The sequence below is a fragment of the Cupriavidus sp. 2TAF22 genome (genome assembly GCF_052115045.1).
Classification (GTDB): domain Bacteria; phylum Pseudomonadota; class Gammaproteobacteria; order Burkholderiales; family Burkholderiaceae; genus Cupriavidus.
This window is the reverse complement of the sequence record NZ_JBFRFX010000005.1, coordinates 147,013-172,947: the sequence shown is the minus strand read 5'-3', so window position 1 is coordinate 172,947 and position 25,935 is coordinate 147,013. Positions and strand designations below refer to the sequence as shown.

16 protein-coding genes and 1 pseudogene are annotated in these 25,935 nt (G+C 68.3%); 5 read left to right on the top strand and 12 right to left on the bottom strand.

Features of this window, described 5'->3' with window-relative positions:
- Window positions 1-12: 12 nt before the first annotated feature.
- The 4 genes from frr to rpsB form a co-directional block, all read right to left on the bottom strand.
- Entirely contained in the window at window positions 13-573 is a 561-nt protein-coding gene (frr, locus tag AB4Z48_RS08525; RefSeq protein ID WP_441613476.1) for a ribosome recycling factor, read from the bottom strand.
- Window positions 574-702: 129 nt separating this feature from the next.
- Window positions 703-1,413, bottom strand: a complete 711-nt coding sequence (pyrH, locus tag AB4Z48_RS08520) for a UMP kinase (protein ID WP_441613475.1) — start codon at window positions 1,411-1,413, stop codon at window positions 703-705.
- A gap of 291 nt (window positions 1,414-1,704) precedes the next feature.
- The gene (gene tsf, locus AB4Z48_RS08515; protein ID WP_441613473.1) at window positions 1,705-2,583 is read right to left on the bottom strand and encodes a translation elongation factor Ts; all 879 of its coding nucleotides are present in this window, start codon (window positions 2,581-2,583) and stop codon (window positions 1,705-1,707) included.
- A gap of 256 nt (window positions 2,584-2,839) precedes the next feature.
- The gene (gene rpsB / locus AB4Z48_RS08510; protein ID WP_017228767.1) at window positions 2,840-3,583 is read right to left on the bottom strand and encodes a 30S ribosomal protein S2; all 744 of its coding nucleotides are present in this window, start codon (window positions 3,581-3,583) and stop codon (window positions 2,840-2,842) included.
- Window positions 3,584-4,010: 427 nt separating this feature from the next.
- On the opposite strand from rpsB, the pseudogene map reads away from it, so the two are divergent.
- From map to AB4Z48_RS08495, 3 genes and pseudogenes are all read left to right on the top strand, one after another.
- Window positions 4,011-4,832 (top strand): annotated as a pseudogene (gene map, locus AB4Z48_RS08505) (type I methionyl aminopeptidase); the annotation flags it as partial.
- A gap of 69 nt (window positions 4,833-4,901) precedes the next feature.
- The gene (locus tag AB4Z48_RS08500; RefSeq protein WP_441613576.1) at window positions 4,902-7,487 is read left to right on the top strand and encodes a [protein-PII] uridylyltransferase; all 2,586 of its coding nucleotides are present in this window, start codon (window positions 4,902-4,904) and stop codon (window positions 7,485-7,487) included.
- A gap of 23 nt (window positions 7,488-7,510) precedes the next feature.
- The gene (locus tag AB4Z48_RS08495; RefSeq protein ID WP_441613472.1) at window positions 7,511-9,334 is read left to right on the top strand and encodes a pseudouridine synthase; all 1,824 of its coding nucleotides are present in this window, start codon (window positions 7,511-7,513) and stop codon (window positions 9,332-9,334) included.
- Window positions 9,335-9,399: 65 nt separating this feature from the next.
- Here AB4Z48_RS08495 and AB4Z48_RS08490 read toward each other — a convergent pair whose 3' ends face one another.
- Both AB4Z48_RS08490 and AB4Z48_RS08485 read right to left on the bottom strand, forming a co-directional pair.
- The gene (locus AB4Z48_RS08490) at window positions 9,400-10,368 is read right to left on the bottom strand and encodes a Bug family tripartite tricarboxylate transporter substrate binding protein (protein WP_441613575.1); all 969 of its coding nucleotides are present in this window, start codon (window positions 10,366-10,368) and stop codon (window positions 9,400-9,402) included.
- Between the two features lie 197 nt (window positions 10,369-10,565).
- Window positions 10,566-11,702, bottom strand: a complete 1,137-nt coding sequence (locus tag AB4Z48_RS08485) for a hypothetical protein (protein ID WP_441613471.1) — start codon at window positions 11,700-11,702, stop codon at window positions 10,566-10,568.
- A gap of 152 nt (window positions 11,703-11,854) precedes the next feature.
- Here AB4Z48_RS08485 and AB4Z48_RS08480 point away from each other — a divergent pair, with 152 nt between their 5' ends.
- Complete coding sequence (locus tag AB4Z48_RS08480) at window positions 11,855-12,799, top strand: LysR family transcriptional regulator (RefSeq protein WP_441613470.1); 945 nt, start codon at window positions 11,855-11,857, stop codon at window positions 12,797-12,799.
- A gap of 33 nt (window positions 12,800-12,832) precedes the next feature.
- On the opposite strand, the gene AB4Z48_RS08475 is transcribed toward AB4Z48_RS08480, so the two are convergent.
- The 5 genes from AB4Z48_RS08475 to smc form a co-directional block, all read right to left on the bottom strand.
- Window positions 12,833-15,520 (bottom strand): tannase/feruloyl esterase family alpha/beta hydrolase, encoded by a 2,688-nt coding sequence (locus tag AB4Z48_RS08475; protein ID WP_441613469.1) that lies wholly within the window; start codon window positions 15,518-15,520, stop codon window positions 12,833-12,835.
- Window positions 15,521-15,896: 376 nt separating this feature from the next.
- The gene (gene def, locus AB4Z48_RS08470; RefSeq protein WP_441613468.1) at window positions 15,897-16,430 is read right to left on the bottom strand and encodes a peptide deformylase; all 534 of its coding nucleotides are present in this window, start codon (window positions 16,428-16,430) and stop codon (window positions 15,897-15,899) included.
- Window positions 16,427-18,553, bottom strand: coding sequence for an NAD-dependent DNA ligase LigA (ligA, locus tag AB4Z48_RS08465; protein WP_441613467.1), 2,127 nt, complete (start codon window positions 18,551-18,553; stop codon window positions 16,427-16,429). Before ligA ends, def begins: the two co-directional genes overlap by 4 nt.
- Before the next feature lie 53 nt (window positions 18,554-18,606).
- Entirely contained in the window at window positions 18,607-20,025 is a 1,419-nt protein-coding gene (locus AB4Z48_RS08460) for a cell division protein ZipA C-terminal FtsZ-binding domain-containing protein (RefSeq protein ID WP_441613466.1), read from the bottom strand.
- Entirely contained in the window at window positions 20,022-23,537 is a 3,516-nt protein-coding gene (gene smc / locus AB4Z48_RS08455) for a chromosome segregation protein SMC (RefSeq protein ID WP_441613465.1), read from the bottom strand. The genes AB4Z48_RS08460 and smc overlap by 4 nt, the downstream gene beginning before the upstream one ends.
- A 541-nt stretch (window positions 23,538-24,078) precedes the next feature.
- Between smc and AB4Z48_RS08450 the strand changes: the two genes are divergently transcribed.
- Window positions 24,079-24,882, top strand: a complete 804-nt coding sequence (locus AB4Z48_RS08450) for a ferritin-like domain-containing protein (protein ID WP_441613464.1) — start codon at window positions 24,079-24,081, stop codon at window positions 24,880-24,882.
- Window positions 24,883-24,912: 30 nt separating this feature from the next.
- Here the strand turns inward: AB4Z48_RS08450 and AB4Z48_RS08445 are convergent, their stop codons facing one another.
- Window positions 24,913-25,884: a DMT family transporter gene (locus AB4Z48_RS08445; RefSeq protein WP_441613463.1), complete on the bottom strand. Its 972-nt coding sequence runs from the start codon at window positions 25,882-25,884 to the stop codon at window positions 24,913-24,915.
- Window positions 25,885-25,935 lie beyond the last annotated feature (51 nt).

The following is a 25,935-nucleotide window of genomic DNA, read 5'->3' as shown; positions in this document are numbered from 1 at the left end:
CCACCCCGTGCCTCACACCGTCATGATCTCCTTGTCCTTCTCGGCGACCATCCGTTCGATCTCGGCGACGAACTTGTCGGTCAGCTTCTGGACTTCGTCCTGCCCGCGGCGCTCGTCGTCCTCGGAGATGGCCTTGTCCTTGACCAGCTTCTTGAACTGCTCGTTGGCATCGCGACGCAGATTGCGCACGGCGACCTTGGCGCCTTCGGCCTCGCCCTTGACGACCTTGGTCAGCTCCTTGCGGCGCTCTTCGGTCAGCATGGGCATCGGCACGCGGATGGTCTCGCCCATGGTGGACGGATTCAGGCCGAGGTCGGCATCGCGGATCGCTTTCTCGATCGCGCCTACCATCTTCTTTTCCCACGGCTGCACGCTGATGGTGCGGGAATCTGCCAGGCCGACGTTGGCCACCTGGCTGATCGGCACCGGCGAGCCGTAGTAATCGACCTGTACGTGATCGAGCAGACCAGTATGGGCGCGACCAGTGCGAATCTTGGCCAGATCGGCCTTGAACGCATCAATGGTCTTCTGCATCTTCTGCTCGACGCTCTTCTTGGTGTCGGCGACGCTCATTTTTACCTCCGGGAGAAACGGGTAACCATGACCCCGGATACCGGGGTCGAAAATGAATCATTCTACTCTTTGCCGCGACCCGCGCCACCCTGCCGGGTGGCGTCCGGCCCACGGCGCCGGGCGATGCGCTTATACGTGCACCAGCGTGCCTTCGTCCTCGCCCATGATGACGTGCCTGAGCGCGCCCGGCTTGACGATCGAGAAAACCTTGATCGGCAGCTTCTGGTCGCGGCACAGGGCGAACGCGGTGGCGTCCATCACCTGCAGGTTGCGCGAGATGGCCTCGTCGAACGAAATCGTGGTGTAGCGCGTGGCGCTCGGGTCCTTCTTGGGGTCGGCGGTATAGACACCGTCCACCTTGGTCGCCTTGAGCACGATCTCGGCACCGATTTCCGCGCCGCGCAGGGCCGCGGCGGTGTCCGTGGTAAAGAACGGGTTGCCGGTGCCGGCGGCGAAGATCACCACCTTGCCCTCTTCGAGCTGGCGGATGGCGCGCGGGCGGATATAGGGCTCGACCACCTGGTCCATGCGCAGCGCGGACTGCACGCGGCCTTCGATATTGGCATGGCGCATGGCGTCCTGCAGGGCCAGCGCGTTCATCATCGTGGCCAGCATGCCCATGTAGTCGGCCGTGGCGCGGTCCATGCCCGCGGCACCGCCGGCCACGCCGCGGAAGATGTTGCCGCCGCCGATCACCACCGCGACCTGTACGCCGAGCTTCACGATCTCGGCAATGTCGTTGACCATGCCCTCGATGGTGGAACGGTTGATGCCGAAGGCATCGTCGCCCATCAGGGCTTCGCCGGACAATTTCAGTAGGACGCGCTTATAGGCAGGCATATTGATTCCCGGAGATGGAGCGGCTCGTTCTTTTGAGCCGCGTATTTGATTGCGAGCTTGAAAGCAGCGGCACGAAACGGCGCCGCCGCCAGGAAAGCCGGTTTTCGGGGTGGCCTGGCTGGCGCGGCGGGCGCGCAGGCAGACGACTGCGGAAACGGGCTATGACGGCCGCGCGGCGCGGCAAAGCGCGGCACGGACACCATTTGTGCCGAGGGGCACCTCGCGGTGCCCCTCGGCATTATACGGCGGCCTGTTTGCGCCCTACCGGGCGCGGGACTGGCCGCCAGGACTTCAGGCCTTCTGGGCGGCTGCCACCTGGGCGGCCACTTCGGCGGCGAAATCGTCCTGCTTCTTCTCGATGCCTTCGCCGACCACGTACAGGGTGAAACCCTTGACCGCGGTGTTGGCAGCCTTGAGCATCTGCTCGACGGTCTGCTTGTCGTTCTTCACGAAGGTCTGGTTCAGCAGCGACACTTCCTTCAGGTACTTCTGCACCGAACCGTCCACCATCTTGGCGACGATCTCGGCCGGCTTGCCCGATTCGGCAGCCTTCTGCTCGGCGATGCTGCGCTCCTTGGCGATCAGCTCCGCCGGCACGTCGGCCGACGACAGCGACACCGGCTTCATCGCGGCCACGTGCATGGCCACGTCCTTGGCGGCCACTTCGTCGCCGTCGAACTCGACCATCACGCCGATGCGGGTGCCGTGCAGGTAGGCTGCCAGCTTGCCGCCGTCGGCGTAGCGCTTGAAGCGGCGGATCGCCAGGTTCTCGCCGATCTTGCCGATCAGCGCGGTACGGGTGGCTTCCACGGTCACGCCGTCGATTTCCAGCGCCGACAGGGCGGCCACGTCGGCCGGGTTCTGCTTGGCGACCAGCTCGGCGACCTTGGCCGAGAAGGCGAGGAAGTCATCGTTCTTCGACACGAAGTCGGTTTCGCAGTTCAGTTCGACCAGTGCGCCGGTGGTGCCGTCGATGAAGGACACGACCACGCCTTCGGCGGTCACGCGCGAAGCGGCCTTGCTGGCCTTGTTGCCGAGCTTGACGCGCAGCAGCTCTTCAGCCTTTTCCAGGTCGCCGTCGGCCTCGGTCAGGGCCTTCTTGCATTCCATCATCGGCGCGTCGGTCTTCGCGCGCAGCTCTGCCACCATGCTTGCGGTAATTGCCGCCATTTGTCACTCCTTGGTTGGTTCGCACCGGCCTGCCCCGCGTGGGTCTGGCGGGCCCGGGCCGGAGGTATGCTCAACTTCACCCGCGACAGATCATGCCCGTGGCGGATGACAACAATTCAAAAAAAGGGGGCGTAACATCCGCCCCCTTGTCTGCCGGAAAGCCCCGGCTGCGCGCAACACCGGCTCCGGGCCGGTCGGCTAGCGTCGATGGTCAGCTGCTTGGGTGCGCGTGCGGGGATCCTTTCGGCAACAAGCCTCAGGCTTCTTCGACTTCGACGAAATCGTCGCCGCCGCGAGCGGCTTCCACCACGTCCTGCACCGCGTTGGCGCGGCCTTCCAGGATCGCGTCAGCCACGCCGCGCACGTACAGGGCCACGGCCTTGCTCGAGTCGTCGTTGCCGGGGATCACGTAGTCGATGCCTTCGGGCGAGTGGTTGGTATCGACCACGCCGATCACGGGCACGCCCAGCTTGTTGGCTTCGGTCACGGCGATCTTGTGGTAGCCGACGTCCACCACGAAGATCGCGTCAGGCACGCCGCCCATGTCCTTGATGCCGCCGATGGACTTCTGCAGCTTGTCCATTTCGCGCTCGAACATCAGCGCTTCCTTCTTGCTCATGGTTTCCAGCGCGCCGGCTTCCTTGGCGGCTTCCATGTCCTTGAGGCGCTTGATCGAGATCTTGACGGTCTTGAAGTTGGTCAGCATGCCGCCGAGCCAGCGGGCGTCGACGTAGGGCATGCCGGCACGGCCTGCTTCTTCAGCCAGGATTTCGCGCGATTGGCGCTTGGTGCCCACGAACAGCACGGTGCCGCGGTTTGCTGCCAGCTGACGCACGTACTTCAGCGCGTCCTGGAACATCGGCAACGTCTTTTCGAGGTTGATGATGTGAATCTTGTTGCGATGACCGAAGATGAACGGAGCCATCTTGGGGTTCCAGAAGCGGGTCTGGTGGCCAAAGTGGCAACCGGCTTCCAGCATTTCGCGCATGGTAACGGACATGTAATTCTCCAAAAGGGTTAGGTCTGAAATCCGCCCCGACATTCCTCAAAAGGAACACCCCGGATGGACGGACTCGCGATTTCAAATTTCTGGCTACTTCTAGCTACTTCAGGCTTTACGAAGCGGCGCCGAGGACACAGGTCGCAGAAAGCGCCGTGCCAGGGACATTCGAAAGAAAGCCAGCCCAAGATTGTAGCAACAAAAACCCACTTCGCTCAAGGGGCCCGGCATTGCGATGACAGGAAGGCGCGCCGCCGGGCCCGGCAAGCGATGCTCGCCGCACCCTGCTGCCGGCGCGGGCGGACAATCGCCGCCAGGGGCCCGCGCAGCCCATTTTGGCTGCGGTGGGGGCGCGATGGTGCGATAATCTCACCTTTCAGACCCGAATTGAGGCGCAGCCAGTGGCTTCGCCGCCACATTTGCGAGCAGCATGAGCATCCATATCAAGAACGCCGACGATATCGCCCAGATGCGGGTAGCGTGCCGGCTGGCCTCCGAAGTCCTCGATTACATCACGCCCTTCGTCAAGCCCGGCGTGACCACCGGCGAACTCGACCGGCTGTGCCATGCCTACATGCGCGACGTCCAGGGCACGGTGCCCGCGCCGCTGAACTACGCGCCGCCCGGCTATCCGCCCTTCCCCGGCGCCATCTGCACCTCGGTCAACGACGTGATCTGCCACGGCATCCCGGGCGATCGCGTGCTCAAGTCCGGCGACGCGGTCAACCTGGACATCACCGTCATCACCAAGGAAGGCTACTACGGCGACACCAGCCGCATGTTCATCGCCGGCGAGGGCTCGATCCTGGCCAAGCGCCTGGCCCAGGTCACCTTCGAATGCATGTGGAAGGGCATCATGCAGGTGCGCCCGGGTGCCCGCCTCGGCGACATCGGCCATGTGATCCAGGTCCACGCGGAAGGCGCCGGCTACACCGTGGTGCGCGAATACTGCGGCCACGGCATCGGCAAGAATTTCCACGAAGACCCGCAGATCCTGCACTACGGCCGCCCCGGCACCGGCATGGAAATCCAGGCCGGCATGATCTTCACCATCGAGCCGATGGTCAACGCCGGCAAGCGCGACATCCGCACCATGCCCGACCACTGGACCGTCAAGACGCGCGACCGCAGCCTGTCGGCCCAGTGGGAGCACACCATCCTGGTGACCGAGACCGGCTACGACGTGCTCACCGTCTCGGCGGGCACGCCGGCGCCGCCCGCCTTCGTCACCGATTCTGTCGCAGCCTGACGCTAACTGGGCGCCAAAGTTGGCGCCCTTCTTTTTTCAGCCGTCCCTTCGATGTCCCAAGCCCAACCCATGGACGCCACGCCGGAACTCATCCTCGCCACCCGTGTTCGCGATCAGTTGAAGGCCGACAAGCAGGCCGTGTTCGACGAATTCAACACGCACGGCCACGTCGGCCACCTGCTCACGCGCCTGCGGCGCGCGGTGGACACCGCGCTGGTCGAGGCATGGCGCGGCCTGGGCCTGCCGGCGCAGTGCGCGCTGGTGGCGGTGGGCGGCTACGGGCGCGGCGAACTGTTCCCGCACTCGGATGTGGACGTGCTGCTGTTGCTGCCGTCCGAGCCGGACGCGGACACCACCTGCCGCCTGGAAAAGTTCATCGGGCTGTGCTGGGACCTGGGCCTGGAGATCGGCTCTGCCGTGCGCACGGCGGATGACTGCATCCGCGAGTCGCGCCAGGACGTCACCATCCAGACCTCCCTGCTCGAAGCGCGCCTGCTGACCGGCAGCCGCAAGCTGTTCACCGAGTTGCAGACGCGCTACCAGGCCGACCTGGACCCGCGCGCCTTCTTCCAGGCCAAGCTGCTGGAAATACGCCAGCGGCACGCCAAGTACCAGGACACCCCCTACGCGCTCGAACCCAACAGCAAGGAGAGCCCCGGCGGCCTGCGCGACCTGCAGGTGATCCTGTGGATGACCAAGGCCGCGGGCCTGGGCGACAGCTGGAAGGAACTGTTCGAGCGCGGCCTGCTGAGCGAGCGCGAAGCGCAGGAGCTGCAGCGCAACGAGCGCCTGCTCAAGACCATCCGGGCGCGCCTGCACCTGGTGGCCGGACGCCGCCAGGACGTGCTGGTGTTCGACCTGCAGACCGCGCTGGCCGAAGCGTTCGGCTACCGCCAGAACAACAACAAGCGCGCCAGCGAGCAGCTGATGCGGCGGTACTACTGGGCGGCCAAGGCCGTCACCCAGCTCAATATCGTGCTGCTGCTCAATATCGAGGCCATGCTGTTCCCCAGCGAATCCAAGGTGACGCGCGTCATCAACGAGCGCTTCGTCGAACGCCAGGGCATGCTGGAAATCACCAGCGACGATCTCTACGAGCGCGAGCCGCACGCCATCCTGGAAACCTTCCTGGTGTACGAGCGCACGCCAGGGGTCAAGGGCCTGTCGCCGCGCACCCTGCGCGGCCTGTACAACGCGCGCACGGTGATGGATGCGCGCTGGCGCAACGACCCCGAGAACCGCCGCCTGTTCCTGGCCATCGTGCAGGAGCCGCAAGGCATCACCCACGCGCTGCGCCTGATGAACCAGACCAGCGTGCTGGGTCGCTACCTGATCAATTTCCGCCGCATCGTCGGCCAGATGCAGCACGACCTGTTCCACGTCTACACCGTGGACCAGCACATCCTGATGGTGGTGCGCAATATGCGCCGCTTCGCCATCGTCGAGCACACGCACGAATTCCCGTTCTGCAGCCAGCTTATCGCCACCTTCGACCGCCCCTGGGTGCTGTGGGTGGCGGCGCTGTTCCACGACATCGCCAAGGGCCGCGGCGGCGACCACTCCAAGCTCGGCACCAGCGATGCGCGCCGCTTCTGCAAGCAGCACGGCATCGGCCGCGAGGACACCGACCTGATCGCCTGGCTGGTCGAGCACCACCTGACCATGAGCCATGTGGCGCAGAAGCAGGACCTGACCGATGCCGACGTGATCCATGCCTTCGCCCGCGTGGTCGGCAACGAACGCTACCTGACCGCGCTGTACCTGCTGACGGTGGCCGACATCCGCGGCACCAGCCCCAAGGTATGGAATGCGTGGAAGGGCAAGCTGCTCGAAGACCTCTACCGCATCACGCTGCGCGTGCTCGGCGGCGCCCGCGTCGACCCGCACTCGCTGTGGTCGCAGCGCAAGGAAGACACCATCGCGCAGTTGCGCCTGAAGGCCTTCGACCCCGAACTCGGCAAGCCGCTGTGGGCCCAGCTCGACGTGGCCTTCTTCCTGCGCCACGACGCACGCGACATCGCCTGGCTCACGCGCCACCTCTACAACAAGGTCAGCAGCGACGGCCCGGTGGTCAAGGCGCGCGTATCGCCCGCCGGCGAAGGCATGCAGGTGGCGGTCTACGTCAAGGACCAGCCGGACGTGTTCACGCGCATCTGCGGCTACTTCGAACGCAAGAGCTTCTCCATCCAGGAAGCCAAGATCCACACCACCCGGCACGGCTACGCGCTCGACACCTTCCAGGTCACCGATCCCGGCATCGGCGGCGCGGCCAGCGGCAACTACCGCGACATCATCGCGCTGGTCGAGCACGAACTGGCCGAGCGCCTGCAGGCGCATGCCCCGCTGCCGGAACCCTCGCAAGGCAGGCTGTCGCGCCAGTCGCGCAGCTTTCCGATCAAGCCGCGCGTGGACCTGCGCCCCGACGAGCGCGGCCAGTACTACCTGCTGTCGCTCTCGGCCAATGACCGCACCGGCCTGCTGTACGCCATCTCGCGCGTACTGGCCAAGCACCGCATCTCGGTGCATACCGCCCGCATCAACACGCTCGGCGAGCGCGTTGAAGACGTTTTCCTGGTCGACGGCAGCCGCCTCGCCTCGGACAACAAATTGCAGTTACAGCTTGAACAGGACCTGCTGGCGGCGCTGGCCATCTAGGCCGGACGCCCCGCATTGAAGATATGACCGATGACACTTCGCCCAAGCGCAAGACGCTGGGCATCAAGGCCACACCCGCTGGCAATACCCGCAAGCCCGCCGCTACCCGGCCGGTGCGGGTGTCCGACCTGAACCGCCAGCGCGTGCGGGCCGTGGTCGACGGCATCAAGCAGGCACAGGAACGCGCGGGCGGCAGCGACCGCCCGCGCAAGAAACCCGAAGACGGCGCGCAACGCCCGCCGCGCGGCCCGCGCACGGGAGACGGCCAGGACCATCCGCGCCGTTTCGGCGGCCAAGGCGACGATCGTCCGCGCCGTTTCGCCCCCGGCGAAGGCCAGGACCGTCCGCGTCGTTCTGCTCCCGGCGAAGGCCAGGATCGTCCGCGCCGGTTTGCTCCTGGCGAAGGCCAGGATCGTCCCCGCCGCTTCGGCGGTGAAGGCGATGACCGCCAGCGCCGTTTCACCCCCGGCGAAGGCCAGGACCGTCCGCGTCGGTTTGCTCCTGGCGAAGGCCAGGATCGTCCCCGCCGCTTCGGCGGYGAAGGCGATGACCGCCAGCGCCGTTTCACCCCCGGCGAAGGCCAGGACCGTCCGCGTCGTTTTGCTCCTGGCGAAGGCCAGGATCGCCCTCGCCGCTTCGGTGGCGAAGGCGATGATCGCCAGCGCCGTTTCACTCCCGGCGAAGGCCAGGACCGTCCGCGTCGTTTTGCTCCTGGCGAAGGCCAGGATCGTCCCCGCCGCGTCAGTGGCGAAGGCGACGATCGCCAGCGCCGTTTCGGCCCGCGCGAAGGCGATGACCGTCCGCGCCGCTTCGCTCCCGGCGAAGGCCAGGACCGTCCCCGCCGCGTCAGTGGCGAAGGCGACGATCGCCAGCGCCGTTTCGGCCCGCGCGAAGGCGATGACCGTCCGCGCCGCTTCGCTCCCGGCGAAGGCCAGGACCGCCCCCGCCGCCCGTACGATGGTGGCCAGCGCGATAACCGCGGCAGCCGGCCCGAACGTGCGGAGCGCTCCGAGCGCCCGGCGCGTGCCGAGCGTCCCGCGCCCGCGGCGCAGGCACCGCGCGCCGAAGGCGGCGCCGACGGCCTGGTGCGCCTGTCCAAGCGCATGTCCGAACTGGGCCTGTGCTCGCGCCGCGAAGCCGACGAATGGATTCCGCGCGGCTGGGTACTGGTCGACGGCCAGCCCGTGACCGAACTCGGCTCGCGCGTCAGCCCGGACGCCAATATCGAAATCCACCAGGCCGCGCGCTCGGAGCAAGGCGAGCGCGTGACCGTGCTGCTGCACAAGCCGGTGGGCTATGTGTCGGGCCAGGCCGAGGACGGCTATGAGCCGGCCGCGGTGCTGTTCGCGCCGGAAAACCAGTGGGAGCAGGATCCCACCCACAAGCGCTTCGCGCCGTGGCAGCGCAAGAGCCTCGCCCCCGCCGGCCGCCTCGACATCGATTCCACCGGCCTGCTGGTGCTGACGCAGGACGGCCGCGTCGCGCGCCACCTGATCGGCGAGGACTCGACCGTGGAGAAGGAATACCTGGTGCGCGTGCAGTGGGAGTCGCCCGAAGGCCTGGTCGAGCGCAATATCTCGAACGTCTTCCCCGCCGAACTGATCGAGAAGCTGCGCCACGGCCTGTCGCTCGATGGCGAAGCGCTCAAGCCGGCCAAGGTGAGCTGGCAGAACGAGGAGCAGTTGCGCTTCGTGCTCCGCGAGGGCAAGAAACGCCAGATCCGCCGCATGTGCGAACAGGTCGGCCTCCAGGTGGTCGGCCTCAAGCGCGTGCGCATGGGCCGCATCGTGCTGGGCGACCTGCCGGTTGGCCAGTGGCGCTTCCTCGGCCCCTTCGAAAAGTTCTGAGCCCCGCGCCCTGAACTGAATACCGGCGGCCGTCCTGGCCGCCGGCACATCCCCGCAGACGCTCTTCAGCCAAGCCGCGCGCCGACCAGCGCCACGGCTTGCTGCCACACCTCGCGCTGGCGCCTCAGGTAATCCTGCGCGGCCGCGCCCGTCAACGCCACTGGCTCGGCACCATCCGCCTGCAAGCGCTGGCGCAAGGCCGGCGCCGCCATCACGCGGCCGAGGCGCGCGGCCAGCGCCGCGCGCCTCGGTGCCGCCCAGCTCGCCGGCGCAAGCACGCCGTACCAGGCTTGCTGGTCCATGCCGGCAATACCGGACTCGCCGAACGTCGCCACCTGCGGCGCCAGTGCGCTGCGCCGGCTGCCGGTCACGGCCAGCGCGCGCAGCCTGCCCTGGCGCACCAGCGGCAGCGCCGCCTGCAGCGTACTGACCAGCACGCTGACATGCCCGCCCTGCAGGTCGGTCATGGCGCGGGCGCTACCCGGGTAGGGAATATGCGTCATCTGCACGTCCGCCTGCCGGCATAGCAGCTCGCCGACCAGGTGCGCGCTCGACCCGATGCCGAGCGAGGCATAGCCGAGCTGGCCGGGGTGCCTGCGCGCCTCGTCCAGCAGCTCGGGCAGGCGCATGTCGGCGGTCGCGGTCAGCAGCACGTGCGGCGTGCTGGCGACGATGGCCAGCGGCACCAGGCCCGGGGCGAGCGCCTGCGGCGCCAGCAAGGGAGCGATGCTGACCGAGCCTACGGTGCCCAGCAGCAGCGTGGGGCGGTCCGCGGGCGCGCGAGCCGCCTCCTGCAATGCAATCTGCCCGGCTGCGCCGGGACGGTTCTCCACCACCGTGAGGCAGCCGTCCAGGCTGAGACTGTCCGCCACCAGCCGCGCCACGTGGTCCGCACCGCCGCCGGCGCCATAGCCCACCAGCAGGCGGCAGGCCGGCTCGGCGGCGTGCGCGGGATGCCGGTACAGGCCCAGCACGGCCAGCGCCGACAGGCCGGCCAGCGCGCCGAGCTGCCGGCGCCGCGCGGCGGAAGCCACGGACAAGGAGGGAGAAGACGGGCGCGCTGGCGACGGCGCAGTGCCGCGGCGCGGGCCCCTGGAGACATGCATGACGGCAGGAGAAAGGTGCGGCCGGCATCAGATGCCGGTGCCGGCGGGATGCGTCATGCTAGCACCGCCGCACCGCCCTGCCCGCCCGGGCAAACCCGGCGGCCGGGCGGCAGCCGCGCCGTGCTCTACAACTGCGGCGCGCGGCAGGCCGCGCCATTCGCGTTGGCCGATTCCGCCAGCCCGAACGCCGTCCTGGCCCCGCATTGCGAGCCGAGCATGCGTGCCTGGTCGTGGCCCACGCCCACCACCTCGAAGGCCTGGTGCCGCACCGGCGGCCGCTGGCTGCCAAGCCTGCCGCCCAGGTAGTTCTCGTAGCGCAGGTAGCCACGCGCGCGCTCCAGCCGCGTCGGCCCTTCGGCCTCGGCGCCGCAGGCCTTGTCGAGTACGCGGTGGTTGGGGTCGTTGTCGTTAGACCCGACCAGATAGGTCACCTGCCGCTGCAGGTAGCGGCGGAACAGCGCATCGCCGGTCGCGCCGCGCGCATACGGAACCATATCGAGCATGCCATAGCGGTACTTGTCGTAGTCCGCGCAGACGGACGTGTCATAGAGCGCGAAGCCCTTGCCGCTCGGCCGCTCCGGCGTGAAATAGAGATAGGACGAAGGATTCGCCACCACGTAGCGCAGGTCGGTGCCGCTGGCGCGGATGCGCTCGTCGACATTGTTCAGCACCGCATAGCGGTGCACCAGTTGCGCGCCGCCGGAATGGCCCGCCACGGTCACGCGCGTCACGCCGGGAAAGCGGGACTTGTCCGTGACCATGCCGACGAGGTCGTCCAGGACCTGCAGCGAACTGACCGAGAACGGGGCGTTGACGGCATTCTCGCCACCCATCCAGCCCTGCACGCTCCACACCGGCATGTCATCGAAACCCTTGCCCTTGGCCTGGTCCGGCGTCCCGGGGAAATTGGGCGCAAGCAGCAGCACCTCGTCTGGGTTGCGCCCGGTCTGCCTGAGCAGATCCGCGCCGGCCGCGAAGTAGTCGTCGCCGTTGCGTTGCAGCCCGTGCTGCACGAAGATCACCTCGCGGATGCCGCGCAGGTCGCCGTCGAGCGGATGGCTGGCGTAGACCGGGAAATCGTAGGCTTGCGCGCCGGCGCCCAGCCGTACGCGCTGCCAGTGCACGGCGGCGGTCTTGCCCGCCGCCGGCGCGGCGGAAGGGGCGGCTACCGCCGCACTGCCCTGGCCGGGCGCCGCGCAGCCGAACTGGGCTGCCGCCGCCAGCACGCTCAACGCGCACAGCGCGCGCCGCAATGTCTTCATGTCTTGTCTCCTGATGCCGTGGCGCCCCTGCGCCTGTTTTCGACGGCCATGGCCGATCATGCTAGGCCACCGCGGGCCGGATGTAAAATATATGCAAACATACAATGGCATATCTTATAAATATGCCTCGACACCCGCTCGCAAAGACTCGCATGGAACTGAGACACCTCCGCTATTTCCTCACCGTGGCCGAAACCGGCCATATCACGCGTGCCGCCGAGCAACTCGGCATCCAGCAGCCGCCGCTCTCGCAGCAACTCAAGGCGCTGGAAGCCGAACTTGGCGTGATCCTGTTCGAGCGCCAGCCGCGCGGCGTGGTGCTGACCGCGGCCGGACGCGCGTTGCGCGCCGACGTGCTGGATATCTTCGCGCGCCTGGAACAATCCCGCCAGCGCATGCAGCGCATGGCGCGCGGCGAGGAGGGCTCGCTCTCGGTCGGCTTCACCAGTTCGGCCGCGGCCCACAAGCTCACGCCCGAGGTCCTGCGTGCCTGCCGCCGCCAGCACCCCGGCATCGCGCTCAAGCTGAGCGAGAGCAACGCCGCCGAGGTCACCGAGCAGCTCGCCACCGGCTGCCTGGATGTCGCGCTGTTGCGCGCCCCGGTGGAACGCCCCGCCGGCCTGCGCTTCGACCTGCTGCTGGAAGAGGAAATGGTGATCGCGCTGCCGCTGGACCATCCCCTGCTGCGCAAGCGCGGCGGCCCGGCGCAGGGACCGATCTCCCTGCGCGCGCTGGCCGGCGACGATTTCATCCTGGTGCGGCGGCCCGGCGCGCCGGGCATGTACGGCGACCTGCTCAACGTATGCGAGCAGCTCGGCTTCACGCCCCACGTGGGCGCGGAAGTCGAGCGCATGCTGAGCAACCTCAACCTGGTGGCCGCGGGCGCGGGCGTGAGCGTGGTGCCAGCCTCGATGGCCGGCCTCAACCCGCACGGCGTGGCCTACCGTCCGATGCTCGAAGCCGACCGCCTGCGCGCCCCGCTCACGCTGGCCTACCGCGCGAGCGACGACGATCCTGCCTGCGCCGCGCTCGTCGCGCTGACCCACCGCATCGCGGCGCGCCACCGGCGCCGCGCGAAGCCCGCCGCGGGCAGCTGAAGCACCCGCAGCCATTCCCGGCCCGGACATGGGTCAATACAACAGGCCCAGCTCGAAGCTGCCGCTGCGCGTGCCGGACAGCACGCCACCGCTCGCGGTGTACGCCCCGCTCACCCCGCCCGTCGCGCCGATCACACCCAGCACCGGCTGGTTGTAAGCCAGCGCGCCGCTCGCGCTGCCGCGCGTGATGGCAAGGCCCGCCAGGTCGGCGTTGAGCTGCGTGCCGTCGCTCACGCTCACGCGATAGCTGCCGTCCGCGGCCCCCGCTGCCAGCGGCAGGCTGGCCGGCTGCGGCGCGTAGAACTGCATGCCGTAGCTTGTGGCCGATCGCGTCAGCACCAGCGGCACCGGCTTGCCGTTGACCATGCCGCTCACCAGCGAGCCGCTCAGCGTGCCGCCGCCCGCCGTGGGCGATCCACCCACGAAATAGTCGAAGGCATTGCGCGCGCTGTTCCAGCTGATATAGCCCTTGGTAGTCGCGGTGCAGGCCGCGTCGTAGGTGATGAAGCCGCCGGTGACCGGATCCGCGCAGGTCTGCCAGGTCGCCGCCGAGGACCGCAGCCGGGCCGAGCCGTTCACCATGCTGGCCGCGCCGCCCGCCACGGCATACTGGATGCCGTTGACGTTGTAGATGTCGGCCACCGCCTTGTAGTCGCTGCTGACGCTCTGGAAGGCCAGCAGCGGCGCGAAGCCGGCGCCTGCCGCGTTGGCCACGCCGCCCAGCATGACACCGCCGCCGGTGAGCGTGAACAAGGCCCCGTTCTCGCCACTGGCGAAAGTGCAGCCGCCCTGCGCCACCAGCTTGCCGCTGCGCGCGGTGCCGGCGGCACGCTGCAGGCTGGCGTCGACGGTCACGGTGTAGTCCAGCGTGGCCGGATCCAGCCGCACCGTCAGCTCCTCGCCAAGCATATTGCCGCCCTTGTAGTTCGTCACCGCGGACGGCAGGTTCAGGCAAGCCTGCGGCGGCCCGCTGGCGCCCGCGCAGCTGTAGTTGATGGCGGCGTCCATGCTGCCCGATCCCTTGTACTTCGGCCACGACGGGTACTGGCACAGCGGCCGCGCGCGGCCATAGGTCTGGGCATTGGTATCCATCACCGTGCGGGTGCCCGGCGCCACGCCCTGCTCGACCCAGTTCTCCAGCGCGGTCAGCGAGTTCCACGCCGGCAGGAAACTGCCGGTGCCATGGCCCATGCCGGGCACGGTGTAGAAGCGGATGCCCTGGTCCACCGCGGCCTGCCCCATGCGCCCCGTCACTGCCTGGAACCAGGCGATGGTGGAGTTCGGGCTGATCACCTCGTCGGCCAGGCCGTGCAGCAGGATCAGCCGGCCGCCGTGGCCGAGGAAGCCGGACAGGTCCGGATTGGTGGCGTCGGTCAGCGCCGAGACCTGCTGCACGCGCGCGACATGGGCGCCCGGGCTGGCGGGATCGAAGGTCAGCGTGTCGAAGCCGGGCACGCGCGTGACGAAGTACTTCACCCACTGGTCGCCGGTCAGGTAGACGTTGGCGTCCGCCGTGGTGGCCGGATTCCCCGGCACCGGCCGCGTACCCAGGTCACGCGTGGTGAACGGCCCCGCCACCAGCGCACCTTCGAGCAGGTTGTAGCCGCCCGCCACGGTCACGCCGTTGGCGATCGGGTAGCTCAGTTGCAGCGGGTTTTCGATGGTCTTGACGGTGTCGATCTGTGCGTCGGACAGGCAGGTGTCGCCGGTATCGGTGCCGCCCGGGCAACGCAGGCTGGCCAGCACCTGCAGCGATCCCACGCGGCAGCCCTCCACATTGCTGACCACCTGGTCGGCCGCGCCGTCGAGCTTGTCGCAGACGGCCATGGCCGCGCCCTGCACCAGCAACGTCTTGTTGATATTGAGCCAGCCCGCGCCGCCGTTGCGGTAGAGCGCACGGCCCACCGCCACGTTCGACAGGCGCGTGCCGGTGTAGTTGAGCGCAGGCTCGTTGGCGATCACCCCATCGTAATCCGCCGGCCAGCGCTGGATGTAGCTGAGCGCGTCGCGCCCGCCGGTGGAAGTGCCGAGGAAGTAGGCACGATCCGGCGCACGGCCGTAGCGCTGCCTGAGCAGGGCCAGCGCGGCGTCGTGGGTCTTCTTGAGCGTGTCGCCGCCGTAGTTGGCCAGCGCCTCGTCATTGGCGGCGAAGGCACCGTCGGTGATGCTGCCGCTCTGGTGGCCGGAATCGTCGCCCCAGGTGGCGTAGCCGCGCGCCACGGGCGCCGGGTCGTCCGGCAGCGCGAAGCGCACCGTCTCCGTGCCGTCGATCAGCTTGCCGTCGAAGCCCCCGCCGCCGAACTGGATGGCCTTGCCGTTCCAGGCCGTCGGCAGGTTGAGGGCGAAATTGATCCTGGGCGCGCTCGCGTCCACGGGCAGGATCTGCCCGCGTACCGCGCAGTACTCGCCCAGCGTATTGCCGGCCGCGTCGGCGGCTATCAGCACGGCGCTGGCCACCTGCGCGCCGCCGCTGGCCAGCGCCAGGGCCGATGCGGGCAGGCTGGCACTGGCCAGCGCCGTGCAGGCATCCAGCGGCGACAGGGACGGCGCGCCGGGAACCATCGGCGTGCCGGGCGCGTCGCCGCCGGCCGTGCTGCCCGGCACCGTCGACAGCGAGCTTGCGGGATCGTCCCCGCCGCAGCCGGCCAGCAGCAAGCTGGCCGACATGGCGACGATCAACACCGGCCACGCCAGTGCGCGGCCACCACGAACGGTCTTCATCTGGTCTCCTCCAAGGCTCCCGGTTGGAATGGCCCGGGATGTGGAGCGAGACGGTAGCACCGGCGTTGCCGCAGGTAAAATATATGGATATTGCCGTTTCCATATCTGTTAAATATGGATTTGGCATGGGACGGGCTGGCTTTGGCCTTGTGGCTGAAAGGCCGGGCCTGTGTGGGTGTGGGGCTGGAGGCTGGCTCGATGAGCAGCCCATGATGGATGAACTCGCTACGGAGCGCCTGGCAACCCTCGACCGAGGCGGCCGCCACGATGCCGCCCAGGCAGCAATGCCAGCAGAACCACCGGGGCGGCTGCGCTCAAGACGTCCGGCCTTCGATCCTCAAGCGCCCGGGAAGCCATCCTGCCTTCCCGGACAACCTCAATCATCGCTATTGGGTGGCAAATCCGGAAACAACACCTCCGTAAATCCAAACCGCGTAAAGTCCTTCACCCGCATCGGGTACAAGACCCCCTGCAAGTGATCGCACTCATGCTGCACCACGCGCGCATGGAAATCCTCGGCAACGCGCTCGATGGGTGCCCCCATGATGTCGAAACCGGTGTATTTCAGCCGCGTATAGCGCGGCACCACGCCGCGCAGTCCCGGCACGGACAGGCAGCCTTCCCAGCCATCTTCCTGCTCATCGCCAAGCGGCGTCAGCACCGGGTTGATCAGCACGGTCTTGGGCACGGTCGGCGCATCCGGGTAGCGCGGATTGCGGTCGAAGCCGAAGATCACGACCTGCAGGTCCACGCCGATCTGCGGCGCGGCCAGGCCGGCGCCGTTGGCATGGTCCATGGTGTCGAACATGTCGTCGATCAGCGTACGCAGTTCGGGTGTGTTGAAACGCGTGACGGGGCGTGCCACCTGCAGCAGCCGCGGGTCGCCCATCTTGAGAATGTCGCGGATCATGGTTGTTCTCCGGTTCCGGCCTCGGCCAGCAAGGCCAGCATGGCGGCCTCGTCCAGCACGGGCACGCCGAGCGCCTCGGCTTTTTCAAGTTTGCTGCCGGCTTCCGCGCCGGCCACCACATAGTCTGTCTTCTTCGACACCGAGCCGGCCACCTTGGCGCCGGCCGCTTCCAGCCTTTCCTTGGCGTCCTCGCGCGACAGCGTGGGCAGCGTGCCGGTCAGCACGAAGGTCTTGCCGGCCAGCGGCGCCGGCGCGGCGCGGGCGGCCGGCTCGCTCTCCGTCCAGTGCACGCCGGCCGCGCGCAGCTGCTCGATGACTTCCACGTTGTGCGGCTCGGCAAGGAAGCCGGCGATGGATTGCGCGACCACCGGCCCCACGTCGTTGACCTCCAGCAAGGCCGCTTCGTCGGCTGCCATCAGGTTGTCGAGCTTGCCGAAGTGCTTGGCCAGGTCCTTGGCCGTGGCTTCGCCCACGTGGCGGATGCCGAGCGCGAACACGAAGCGGTTGAGCGTGGTCTGGCGCGAAGTCTCGATGGCCGCCACCAGGTTGGTGGCCGACTTGTCGGCCATGCGCTCCAGCGCGGCCAGCTTGGCCACGCCGAGCTTGTACAGGTCGGCCGGCGTATGCACGATGCCGTGGTCCACCAGTTGCTCGACCACCTTGTCGCCGAGGCCTTCGATATCCATGGCGCGGCGCTGCGCGAAATGCAGCAGCGCCTGCTTGCGCTGGGCGGCGCAGATCAGTCCGCCCGTGCAGCGCGCGATCACCTCGCCTTCGAGCTTCTCGATATGCGAACCGCACACCGGGCAGGCCGTGGGCATGACAAAGGCACGCGCATCGGCGGGCCGGCGTTCCGCCACCACCGCCACCACTTCGGGAATCACGTCGCCGGCGCGCCGCACGATCACGGTATCGCCGATATGCACATCCTTGCGGCGGATCTCGTCCTCGTTGTGCAGCGTGGCATTGGTCACGGTGACGCCGCCGACGAACACCGGCGCCAGCCGCGCCACCGGCGTGATGGCACCGGTACGGCCGACCTGCACTTCGATGTCCTCGACCACCGTGGTCATTTCCTGCGCCGGGAACTTGTGCGCCAGCGCGAAGCGCGGCGCGCGCGAGACAAAGCCCAGCCGTTCCTGCTCGGCCAGCACATTGACCTTGTACACCACGCCGTCGATGTCATACGGCAGCGACGCACGGCGTTCGCCCACGCCGCGATAGAAATCCAGCAGCCCCTGCGCGCCGCGCACCACGGCGCGCTCGGCGCAGACCGGCATGCCGAGCGCGGCGAACCAGTCCAGCATGGCACTGTGCGTCTCGGGGCGTGGCCCACCCTGCAGCTCGCCCAGCCCGTAGGCGAAGAACGACAAGGGGCGCCTGGCAGTGATGCGCGGATCGAGCTGGCGCAGGCTGCCGGCCGCGGCATTGCGCGGATTGACGAAGGTCTTTTCCTCGGCCTCGGCCTGCCGGGCGTTGAGCTTGTCGAAATCGCGGCGGTACATGAACACCTCGCCGCGCACTTCCAGCACGGCCGGCAGCGATGCCGCATCGCCGCGCAAGCGCAGCGGAATGGCCTTGATGGTGCGCACGTTGGCGGTCACGTCCTCGCCGGTCTCGCCGTCGCCGCGCGTGGCGGCCTGTACCAGGCGGCCACCCTCGTAGCGCAGCGACATGGCCAGGCCATCGAACTTCAGCTCGGCGGCGTATTCCACCGCTTCGACGGCGCTGAACAGGTCCACGGCGCCTTCGGCCTGCGCGGGGCGCCCCAGGCCCTGCGCGCAGCGACGGTCGAAACCGAGCACGTCGTCGTCCTCGAACGCATTGTTGAGCGACAGCATCGGGATGGCGTGGCGCACCGTGTCGAAAGCCGACAGCGGCTGGCCGCCCACGCGTTGCGTGGGCGACTCCGGCGTCAGCAGGTCGGGATGGGCCGTCTCGATGTCCTGCAGCTCGCGGAACAGCGCGTCGTAGTCCGCATCGGGAATCGACGGCGCGTCGAGCACGTAATACTGGTAGTTATGGCGCTCGAGCTCGGCGCGCAGCCAGTCGGCGCGCGCGGCTGGAGAATCGCCGGCAGGCGCGGGGGCTTGCGCCGCCGCACCGTCTCGTTTGGGACTCATATTGTATTTCCGGATCCGTTGCCGGTCAGGGGCTGAAAATCACAGGCAGAAAATCACAGGCTGAACAAGCGCAGCGCCACCGGCGAGCCGGCAGGCATGCCGCGTGCCTCGAGCTTGTCGTAGAGCGCTTGCAGGTGGCCGAAGATGGCGACGAAGGATGCCTCGCTCAGCGGATGCATATTGTCGTCCACCAATTGTGCGCCCATGCGCTGCGCCAGGCTGTAGCCATACTCGCAGACGGTCTTGAACGGCTTGGTCGCCTGTGCCGCTGACGGTACGTCGAGCAGCAACGTGATCTGGCGGCCGGCCTTGGCGGTGAGATCGTCGCGCAGGAAGTTGGTGTCGCCGAACTGCAGCGTGAACAGGGCGCGCTGCATGCCGTCCGGGCCCGGCTGGTAGCGCGTGAAGCGGGTACCGTCGCGCGACAGCACCAGGCCGTCCTGCGTGGCCACGGTCTGCACGTAGGCAGCCGACCACGGCGCGCCGTCGGAGATCACGTTGACGCCGAGCTGCACGTCGCAGCTGGCGGCAAAGGCGTCCAGTTCGCGGCCATTGGCCACGGTCTCGCTCATGTCGGGCAGCCCGGCCGAGGCGTCGAGCGACTCGGCCAGCGCTTCCACCGCGTTGACGAACTCGGAGAATTCGAGCGCGTTGAGCGCGCCGCCGCGATTGGCCAGCTGCACCGCCACCTGCAGGTCTTCGTACTGGTGGCCGGCGGTGACCGCTTCCCAGGCATTGGACTCGGCGCGCAGCCCTTCCAGGTGCACCTGCTTGGTGCCGGCGCGGCGCAGGCGGCCGGTCAGCGGCAGGATGCGGTCGCCGGACTGCTTGCGCTCCAGGTGCAGCGGCACGATGCAGTCGATCAGCGGATCGATGACGGCCGGCGCGGGCTGGCCGTCGGCCACCAGCGGCTCGGGCTCGCGCGCAGCGGGTTTTGCTTGCTCGCGCGGTGCGGCAGGCGCCTCGGCGGCGGGCACGGTATCGTCCTCCGCCTCGGCGTGCGCGGCGTGCGCATGCTCGTCCGCCGCCCCGGCCTGCGATGCTGCATGGGGGGCCGCTTGCGAGGTCGCAGCGGAAGTGGCCTGGGCTGCCACATCGCCAGGCTCGCGCTGCGCATGCGCGGACGCCGGCGCGGCAGCGATGGCCAGTTCGTCGGCAACGATCTCGTCGGCGTCCGCCGTCGCCGCGGACGCGGCGGCCATGCTCGCCGCCACGGCGGCGGCATCCGGCGGCGACGTCCCCAGCGTGGGTTCGCGCCGCTCGGGCTGGCGGTCTGCCGGGGCCTCGTGCAGCTTGGCGTGGACTTCCGGCGTCACCACCGGATTGACCACCGGCTCGCGCATCGGCGGCAGGTCGTCTTCGGGCTGCAGCGCGCGCGGGCGGCGTGCCTTGCGGATCTGCCACTGGTTATAGGCCACGACCAGCAGCAGCAGGACCACGCCTGCGACGATGAGGGCAGTCTGTAGCGTCATGCTGCCTCCGCCATCGAGATCGCTGCGTCCATGTCCACCGCGACGATACGCGACACGCCCTGCTCCTGCATCGTCACGCCAATCAACTGATGTGCCATTTCCATTGCGATCTTGTTGTGGGAAATGAAGACAAACTGGGTCTTGTCGGACATGCGCGCCACCATATTGGCGTAGCGCTCGGTATTGGCGTCGTCCAGCGGCGCGTCCACCTCGTCGAGCAGGCAGAACGGCGCCGGGTTGAGCTGGAACATGGCGAACACCAGCGCAATCGCCGTGAGCGCCTTCTCGCCGCCCGACAGCAGGTGGATGGTGGAGTTCTTCTTGCCCGGGGGCTGTGCCATCACCTGCACGCCGGCGTCGAGGATTTCGTCGCCGGTCATGATGAGCTTGGCCTGGCCGCCACCGAACAGCGACGGGAACAGCTCGCCGAAGTGGTGGTTGACCTGGTCGAAGGTGCCCTGCAGCATCGCGCGGGTTTCCTGGTCGATCTTGTGGATCGCATCTTCCAGCGTGGTGATGGCGTCGAGCAGGTCGGCCGACTGCGCATCGAGGAAGGTCTTGCGCTCGCGCGCCGCGGCCAGTTCGTCGAGCGCGGCCATGTTGACCGGGCCCAGCGCGTTGATCGCGTTGTTCAGGCGCGTGACTTCGCCCTGCAGGTAGGAAGGCTTGAGGTCCGGCGAGAGCTTTTCGGCCAGCGCGGCTTCATCGACCTCGGCCGTGGTCAGTTGCTCGCTGAACTGCTCCTGGTTCAGGCGCGCGGCCTGTTCCTTGAGCTGGTACTCGGTGATGCGGTCGCGCAGCGGCTGCAGGCTGCGCTCGGCGGCCAGGCGCTGGTCGTCGTACTGGCGCAGTTGCGCCGACAGCGCATCGAGCTCGGTGCGGGCGAGCTGGAGCTTTTCTTCCTTCTCGGCGCGGCGCTCCAGCGCTTCCTGCAGGCCGGTGTGGGCGGTCTGCTCGTTGATGGTCTCCAGCTCGGCGCGCGCGTCTTCCAGCGACTGTTCGAGCCGTTCGGACTGGTCCCCCGCGGTCTGGATATTGCGGCGCAGCTCCTCGATGCGGTTGGCCAGGTTGCGCTCGGCGAACAGCGCTTCCTGCGCGGCGCGCTCGAAATCGCGCAACTGGTGGCGGGCCGACGACAGCTTGCTGTCCAGCGCTTCGAAGGCCATCTGGTGGTCTTCGTGGGTGGCCTGCATCTCGGCCAGCGCGGCGTCGTGCTGCTCGAAGCTGGCCTCGGATTCGGCGCGGATGGCGCGTTGCTCCTCGATCTGCGCGCGGATCTCGTCGAGTTCCTCGCGGATCTGTCCGCTGCGCGCGGCGTAGCGCTCCATCGCCTGCGACAGCTTGAGCACGTCCATCTGCAGCGCGTGCACGCGGCGGGTGGCCTGCTCGCTGCGGCTGCGCGCATCGATCAGCACGGCGCTGGCGTGGGTGTAGGCCGCCTCGGCGCGCACGGCCTGGGACTTGGCCTCGTCCGCCAGCAGCATCTGCGCGCGAGCCTGCTTCTGCAGGTTCTCGATCTCCTGCTCGCGGGCCAGCATGCCGGCCTGCTCGGAATCGGCGGCGTACAGCTGCACCGAACTGCGGCCGACCAGGTGACCCTCGGCCACCACGAAGCTGGCGCCCTCGGGCAGCGTGCCGCGTGCGGCCATGGCCTGGGCCATGTCGGTGGCGGTGTAGATATCGGCCAGCCAGTCCTGCATCACGGCGCGGATGCCGGGCTCGGTGATCTGCACCAGCGCCATCAGCGGGCGCAGGCCGGCCGGGGTTTCCTGCGGGCGCGCGGCCGGCGGCGGCGAATAGAAGGCCAGCTTGGCGGGCGGCGCGTCGGACAGGAAGGACTTGATCCAGTCCAGGTTGGAGACTTCCAGCGCGGCGAGCTTTTCGCGCAGCACGGATTCCAGCGCGTTTTCCCAGCCCGGCTCGATATGGAGCTTCTTCCACAGGCGCGGCAGTTCGGCCAGGCCATGCTTGGCCAGCCAGGGCTGCACCTTGCCTTCGGTCTGCACGCTCTCCTGGAGCTGCCTGAGCGCGGACAGGCGCGCTTCCAGCGAGGAGATCGCGGCAGCCTCGCTCTGCACGCGCGCCTGCGCGGCGCGGCGCTCGCCGTCCAGGCGCGGCACGCTTTCCTCGGCATCGGCCAGGATCGCCTGCGTTTCTTCCTGCACGGCCTCCTGCTCGGCCAGCTCGGCGCGCAGTTCTTCCAGGCGCACTTCGTCGGGGCGGTCGAGACCCTTTTCCTCGCCGGACAGGCGCTCGCGGCGCTGCTCGAGCTGCTGCAGCATCTGGTCGGCGCTGCGCTGCTGCGCGGCTTCGAGCTTGAGGGCCTGCTCGGCCTGCATGATGCTGGCGCGCTGCTCGTTGGAGAGCGTCTGGGCATCGCGCCACTGGGCTTCCAGCGTGGGCAGTTCGTCGGTCTTGTGGGCCACCGCTTCCTGGGCTTCGACCGTGCGGCCTTCGGCCACGGCCAGCTCTTCCTCGGCCTGGGCCAGGCCGTCGGTGGCCTGCTCGGATTTGCCCTGCCACTGCTCGCGCTGCGCGCTCAGCGCGGCGATCTGCGCCTGCACGCGGTTGCGCGACTCCACCACATAGCGGATCTCGGCTTCGAGCTTGCTGACTTCGCCGTTGGCTTCATACAGCGCGCCCTGCGCGCTGTGCATGTTGTCCGAGGCCGCGTAATGCGCAGCGCGCATGGTTTCGAGCTCCGCCTCGACGTGGCGCAGCTGCGCGGTCTGCGCTTCCAGGTCGATCTGGGCCTGCTCGATGGCGCGCTGGTGGCGCTCCTGCTCGGCTTGCGCCTCGTTCTTGCGCAGCAGCCACAGCAGGTGCTGCTTTTCCTCGCCGTCGGCCTGCAGGGTCTTGAAGCGCTGGGCCACTTCGGCCTGGCCTTCGAGCTTCTCCAGGTTGGCGCCGAGCTCGCGCAGGATGTCTTCGACGCGGGTCAGGTTCTCGCGCGTGTCGGACAGGCGGCTTTCGGTCTCGCGGCGGCGCTCCTTGTACTTGGAAACGCCGGCCGCTTCTTCCAGGAAGATCCGCATGTCATCGGGCTTGGCCTCGATGATGCGGGAGATCATGCCCTGGCCGATGATGGCGTAGGCGCGCGGGCCGAGGCCGGTACCCAGGAAGATGTCCTGGATGTCGCGCCGGCGCACCGCCTGGTTGTTGATGTAGTACGAAGAGGTGCCGTCGCGGGTCAGCACCCGCTTGACGGCGATCTCGGCGTACTGGCTCCATTGCCCGGCGGCACGCCCTTCGGGGTTGTCGAACACCAGCTCGACGCTGGCGCGGCCGGCCTGCTTGCGGGCGGTCGAGCCATTGAAGATGACGTCCTGCATGGACTCGCCGCGCAGTTCGGATGCGCGTGACTCGCCCAGCACCCAGCGCACCGCATCGATGATGTTCGATTTGCCGCAGCCGTTGGGACCGACGATGCCGACCAGCTGGCCGGGCACTTGAAAATTGGTGGGATCGACGAAGGACTTGAAGCCCGCCAGCTTGATCGAGGACAGTCGCACGGTTGGTCGTGGGGTATCTAGGGTATTGCAGCGTTCAGGAAAGGCGGGACAGCGCAGAGGCAGTCGGCGCGTGCCGTCTGGGCCTCGCGCCGGGCTCTTGTGCCCGATAGTTGGCGCTAATCATACCATCGCGCCTTCCACGCCCGGGCGCTTTCCGGGCCGCATGGGCGGCCATTTTCCACTGCCCCGTTAAGCCCCGTCCGATTCACTTTGTGCGGTCCGCGCCCTACACTCGGACCAGGCATCGCGCCGCCCGGCGCCTGCCCTCCGTGCGCGGCGGCAACAGGTGGCGGGCAAGTGACAGGGGAGCGGCGGGAAACTTCTAAGGGTTAGTGCTAGTCTCTCCATAGTCAGCGTGATCCCTGATGCCCATTGCAACCAAATCCTGTCGAGCGGGCAGGTGACGCAAAACGGCGTCTCCGGCCCAACGCGGAGTCCGCGCTCCGCGACACTTCTGGGAGTGTTCAGCATGACCGCCTCGATTCTGGCGACCTCAGACGAAAGATTGACCGGCCCCGGCGCCGGTGATGACAGGCAACGCATGCCCTGGTCCATCGGCGAAATCGACTTCGCCGCCATCGATGTGGCCCGCGTGCGTCCGGACCGCGAACTCTTCTACCTGCTGGTGTCCGCCTCTTTCGTCGAAAGTGGCTCCGACACCTACGCGGGCAACCTCGCCAGCTATTACGCCGCCAACCCCGAGGCGTCCGGCTGGCTTTCCGGGCAGTGGGAAGCCGAGGAACTCCAGCATGGCCTGGCGCTGCGGCGCTATGTGGAGCATGTGTGGCCTGGATTCGACTGGGAGCGCGGCTATGCCCGCTTCTTCGACGAATACCGCCATACCTGCTCGGTCGACAAATTCGAACCCTCCGAGGCGCTGGAGATGGCCGCGCGCTGCGTGGTGGAGACCGGTACCGCCGCGCTTTACCGCTCGCTCGAGCAGGCCAGCGACGAACCGGTGCTGCGCAACCTCACGCGCCGCATCGCCAACGACGAAGTGCGCCACTACAAGCACTTCTACCGCTATTTCAATACCTTCAACGATCTCGAACGGCTGGGCCGGCTGCGCGTGCTGGGCGCGCTGGTGCGCCGCCTGCTGGAAATCAAGAACGAGGATGCGGAGATCGCGCTGCGCAATGTGCTGCGCATCGAGCGCGGCGCGGAGGATATCCCGCAGAAGGATGTGCGCCGGCTCAATTCGCGGGTCAGCGCGGTGATCCGCCGCAACCTGCCGGTCGACATGACCGTGAAGATGCTGCTGCGCCCGCTGGACCTGCACGCCGGCGTCGAGCGCGCCATCCGCAAGCCGCTGGTGGCGGTGGTTTCGCGGGCGATGCTGTACTGAGCGCTTGCCGAAGCTGACGCGGCCCGGCGCCTATTGCGGCTGCAAGACGCATTCGCCCGCGTCCTCGCCCTTGCGCCGCGAACGATGCACCAGTCCGGACAAGGCCCCGGCCGCCACGATGCACAAGCCGCCGGCGGCTTCCTTCCAGCTCAGCGTCTCGGTGGCCAGCCACCACGACGACACCGCCGCGATCACGATCTCGAACAGCATCAGCAGCGAGACCCGGTTGGCCGGCAGGCGCTGCAGCCCATACTGCACCACCGAATTGCTCAGCACCAGCGTGGCGGCCAGGCCCAGCACCAGGGCCAGGCCGCCCCAGCCGATCGCCGGCGCCAGCGCCATGCCACCCGGCTCCAGCCACAGCGCGCACGGCAGCCCGACCGCGGTGCACCCCAGGTAGACCATGATCGTGCGCAGGCGCGCGTCCATGTCCGGGTAGAGCTGCCCGGCCCGGCGCGACAAGACGTTGTTGACCGCGAAACCCATGCCGCCCACCAGGCCGGACCATTCCGCCGCCTTGGCCGGCAGCGGCAGGCCGACTTCGGGCGTCCACAGCATCAGGCCCGCGCCCCCCAGCGCCAGCGCCACCAGCATCAGCCCCGCGGCGGACAGCTTCTCGCCCAGGAACAGGCGTGCGAACAGCGCCGTCCACACCGGCGTCAGGTAGAACAGCAGCAGGACCCGCATCACATGGCCGTTGACGCTGCCCCAGACGAAGCCGGCGTTGGTCACCCCCGCGGCCAGCCCGATCGCCACGAACAGCCAGGACCAGCGCAGCCCGCCCAGGTGGCGGGCAAAGGACAGCAGCGCGATTGCCGCCGCCGCCGCGCTCACCAGCGCCGCCGCCGTCATCCCGCCCAGGCCCCAGCCGGCCAGCACGCGGTAGGGAAACCAGGCGATGCCCCAGACCGAGGCACCCAGCAGGATCGACAGCGCGGACTTGAAGCCGTGCGCGTCGGCCGGGGCGGCGGACAAGGCGGATGAGGTAGGCAGATTGCTCATAAAAACGAAAGGAACCGCCGGCGTGGCGGTTGATTTGTGACGACAAAGGAA

Bases quoted from the DNA above. Each gene is read 5' to 3' on its own strand.
- frr (WP_441613476.1), bottom strand. From the start codon at position 573: ATGAGCGTCGCCGACACCAAGAAGAGCGTCGAGCAGAAGATGCAGAAG.
- pyrH (WP_441613475.1), bottom strand. From the start codon at position 1,413: ATGCCTGCCTATAAGCGCGTCCTACTGAAATTGTCCGGCGAAGCCCTG.
- tsf (WP_441613473.1), bottom strand. From the start codon at position 2,583: ATGGCGGCAATTACCGCAAGCATGGTGGCAGAGCTGCGCGCGAAGACC.
- rpsB (WP_017228767.1), bottom strand. From the start codon at position 3,583: ATGTCCGTTACCATGCGCGAAATGCTGGAAGCCGGTTGCCACTTTGGC.
- AB4Z48_RS08500 (WP_441613576.1), top strand. From the start codon at position 4,902: ATGGACGCCACGCCGGAACTCATCCTCGCCACCCGTGTTCGCGATCAG.
- AB4Z48_RS08485 (WP_441613471.1), bottom strand. From the start codon at position 11,702: ATGAAGACATTGCGGCGCGCGCTGTGCGCGTTGAGCGTGCTGGCGGCG.
- AB4Z48_RS08480 (WP_441613470.1), top strand. From the start codon at position 11,855: ATGGAACTGAGACACCTCCGCTATTTCCTCACCGTGGCCGAAACCGGC.
- AB4Z48_RS08475 (WP_441613469.1), bottom strand. From the start codon at position 15,520: ATGAAGACCGTTCGTGGTGGCCGCGCACTGGCGTGGCCGGTGTTGATC.
- def (WP_441613468.1), bottom strand. From the start codon at position 16,430: ATGATCCGCGACATTCTCAAGATGGGCGACCCGCGGCTGCTGCAGGTG.
- ligA (WP_441613467.1), bottom strand. From the start codon at position 18,553: ATGAGTCCCAAACGAGACGGTGCGGCGGCGCAAGCCCCCGCGCCTGCC.
- AB4Z48_RS08460 (WP_441613466.1), bottom strand. From the start codon at position 20,025: ATGACGCTACAGACTGCCCTCATCGTCGCAGGCGTGGTCCTGCTGCTG.
- AB4Z48_RS08450 (WP_441613464.1), top strand. From the start codon at position 24,079: ATGCCCTGGTCCATCGGCGAAATCGACTTCGCCGCCATCGATGTGGCC.
- AB4Z48_RS08445 (WP_441613463.1), bottom strand. From the start codon at position 25,884: ATGAGCAATCTGCCTACCTCATCCGCCTTGTCCGCCGCCCCGGCCGAC.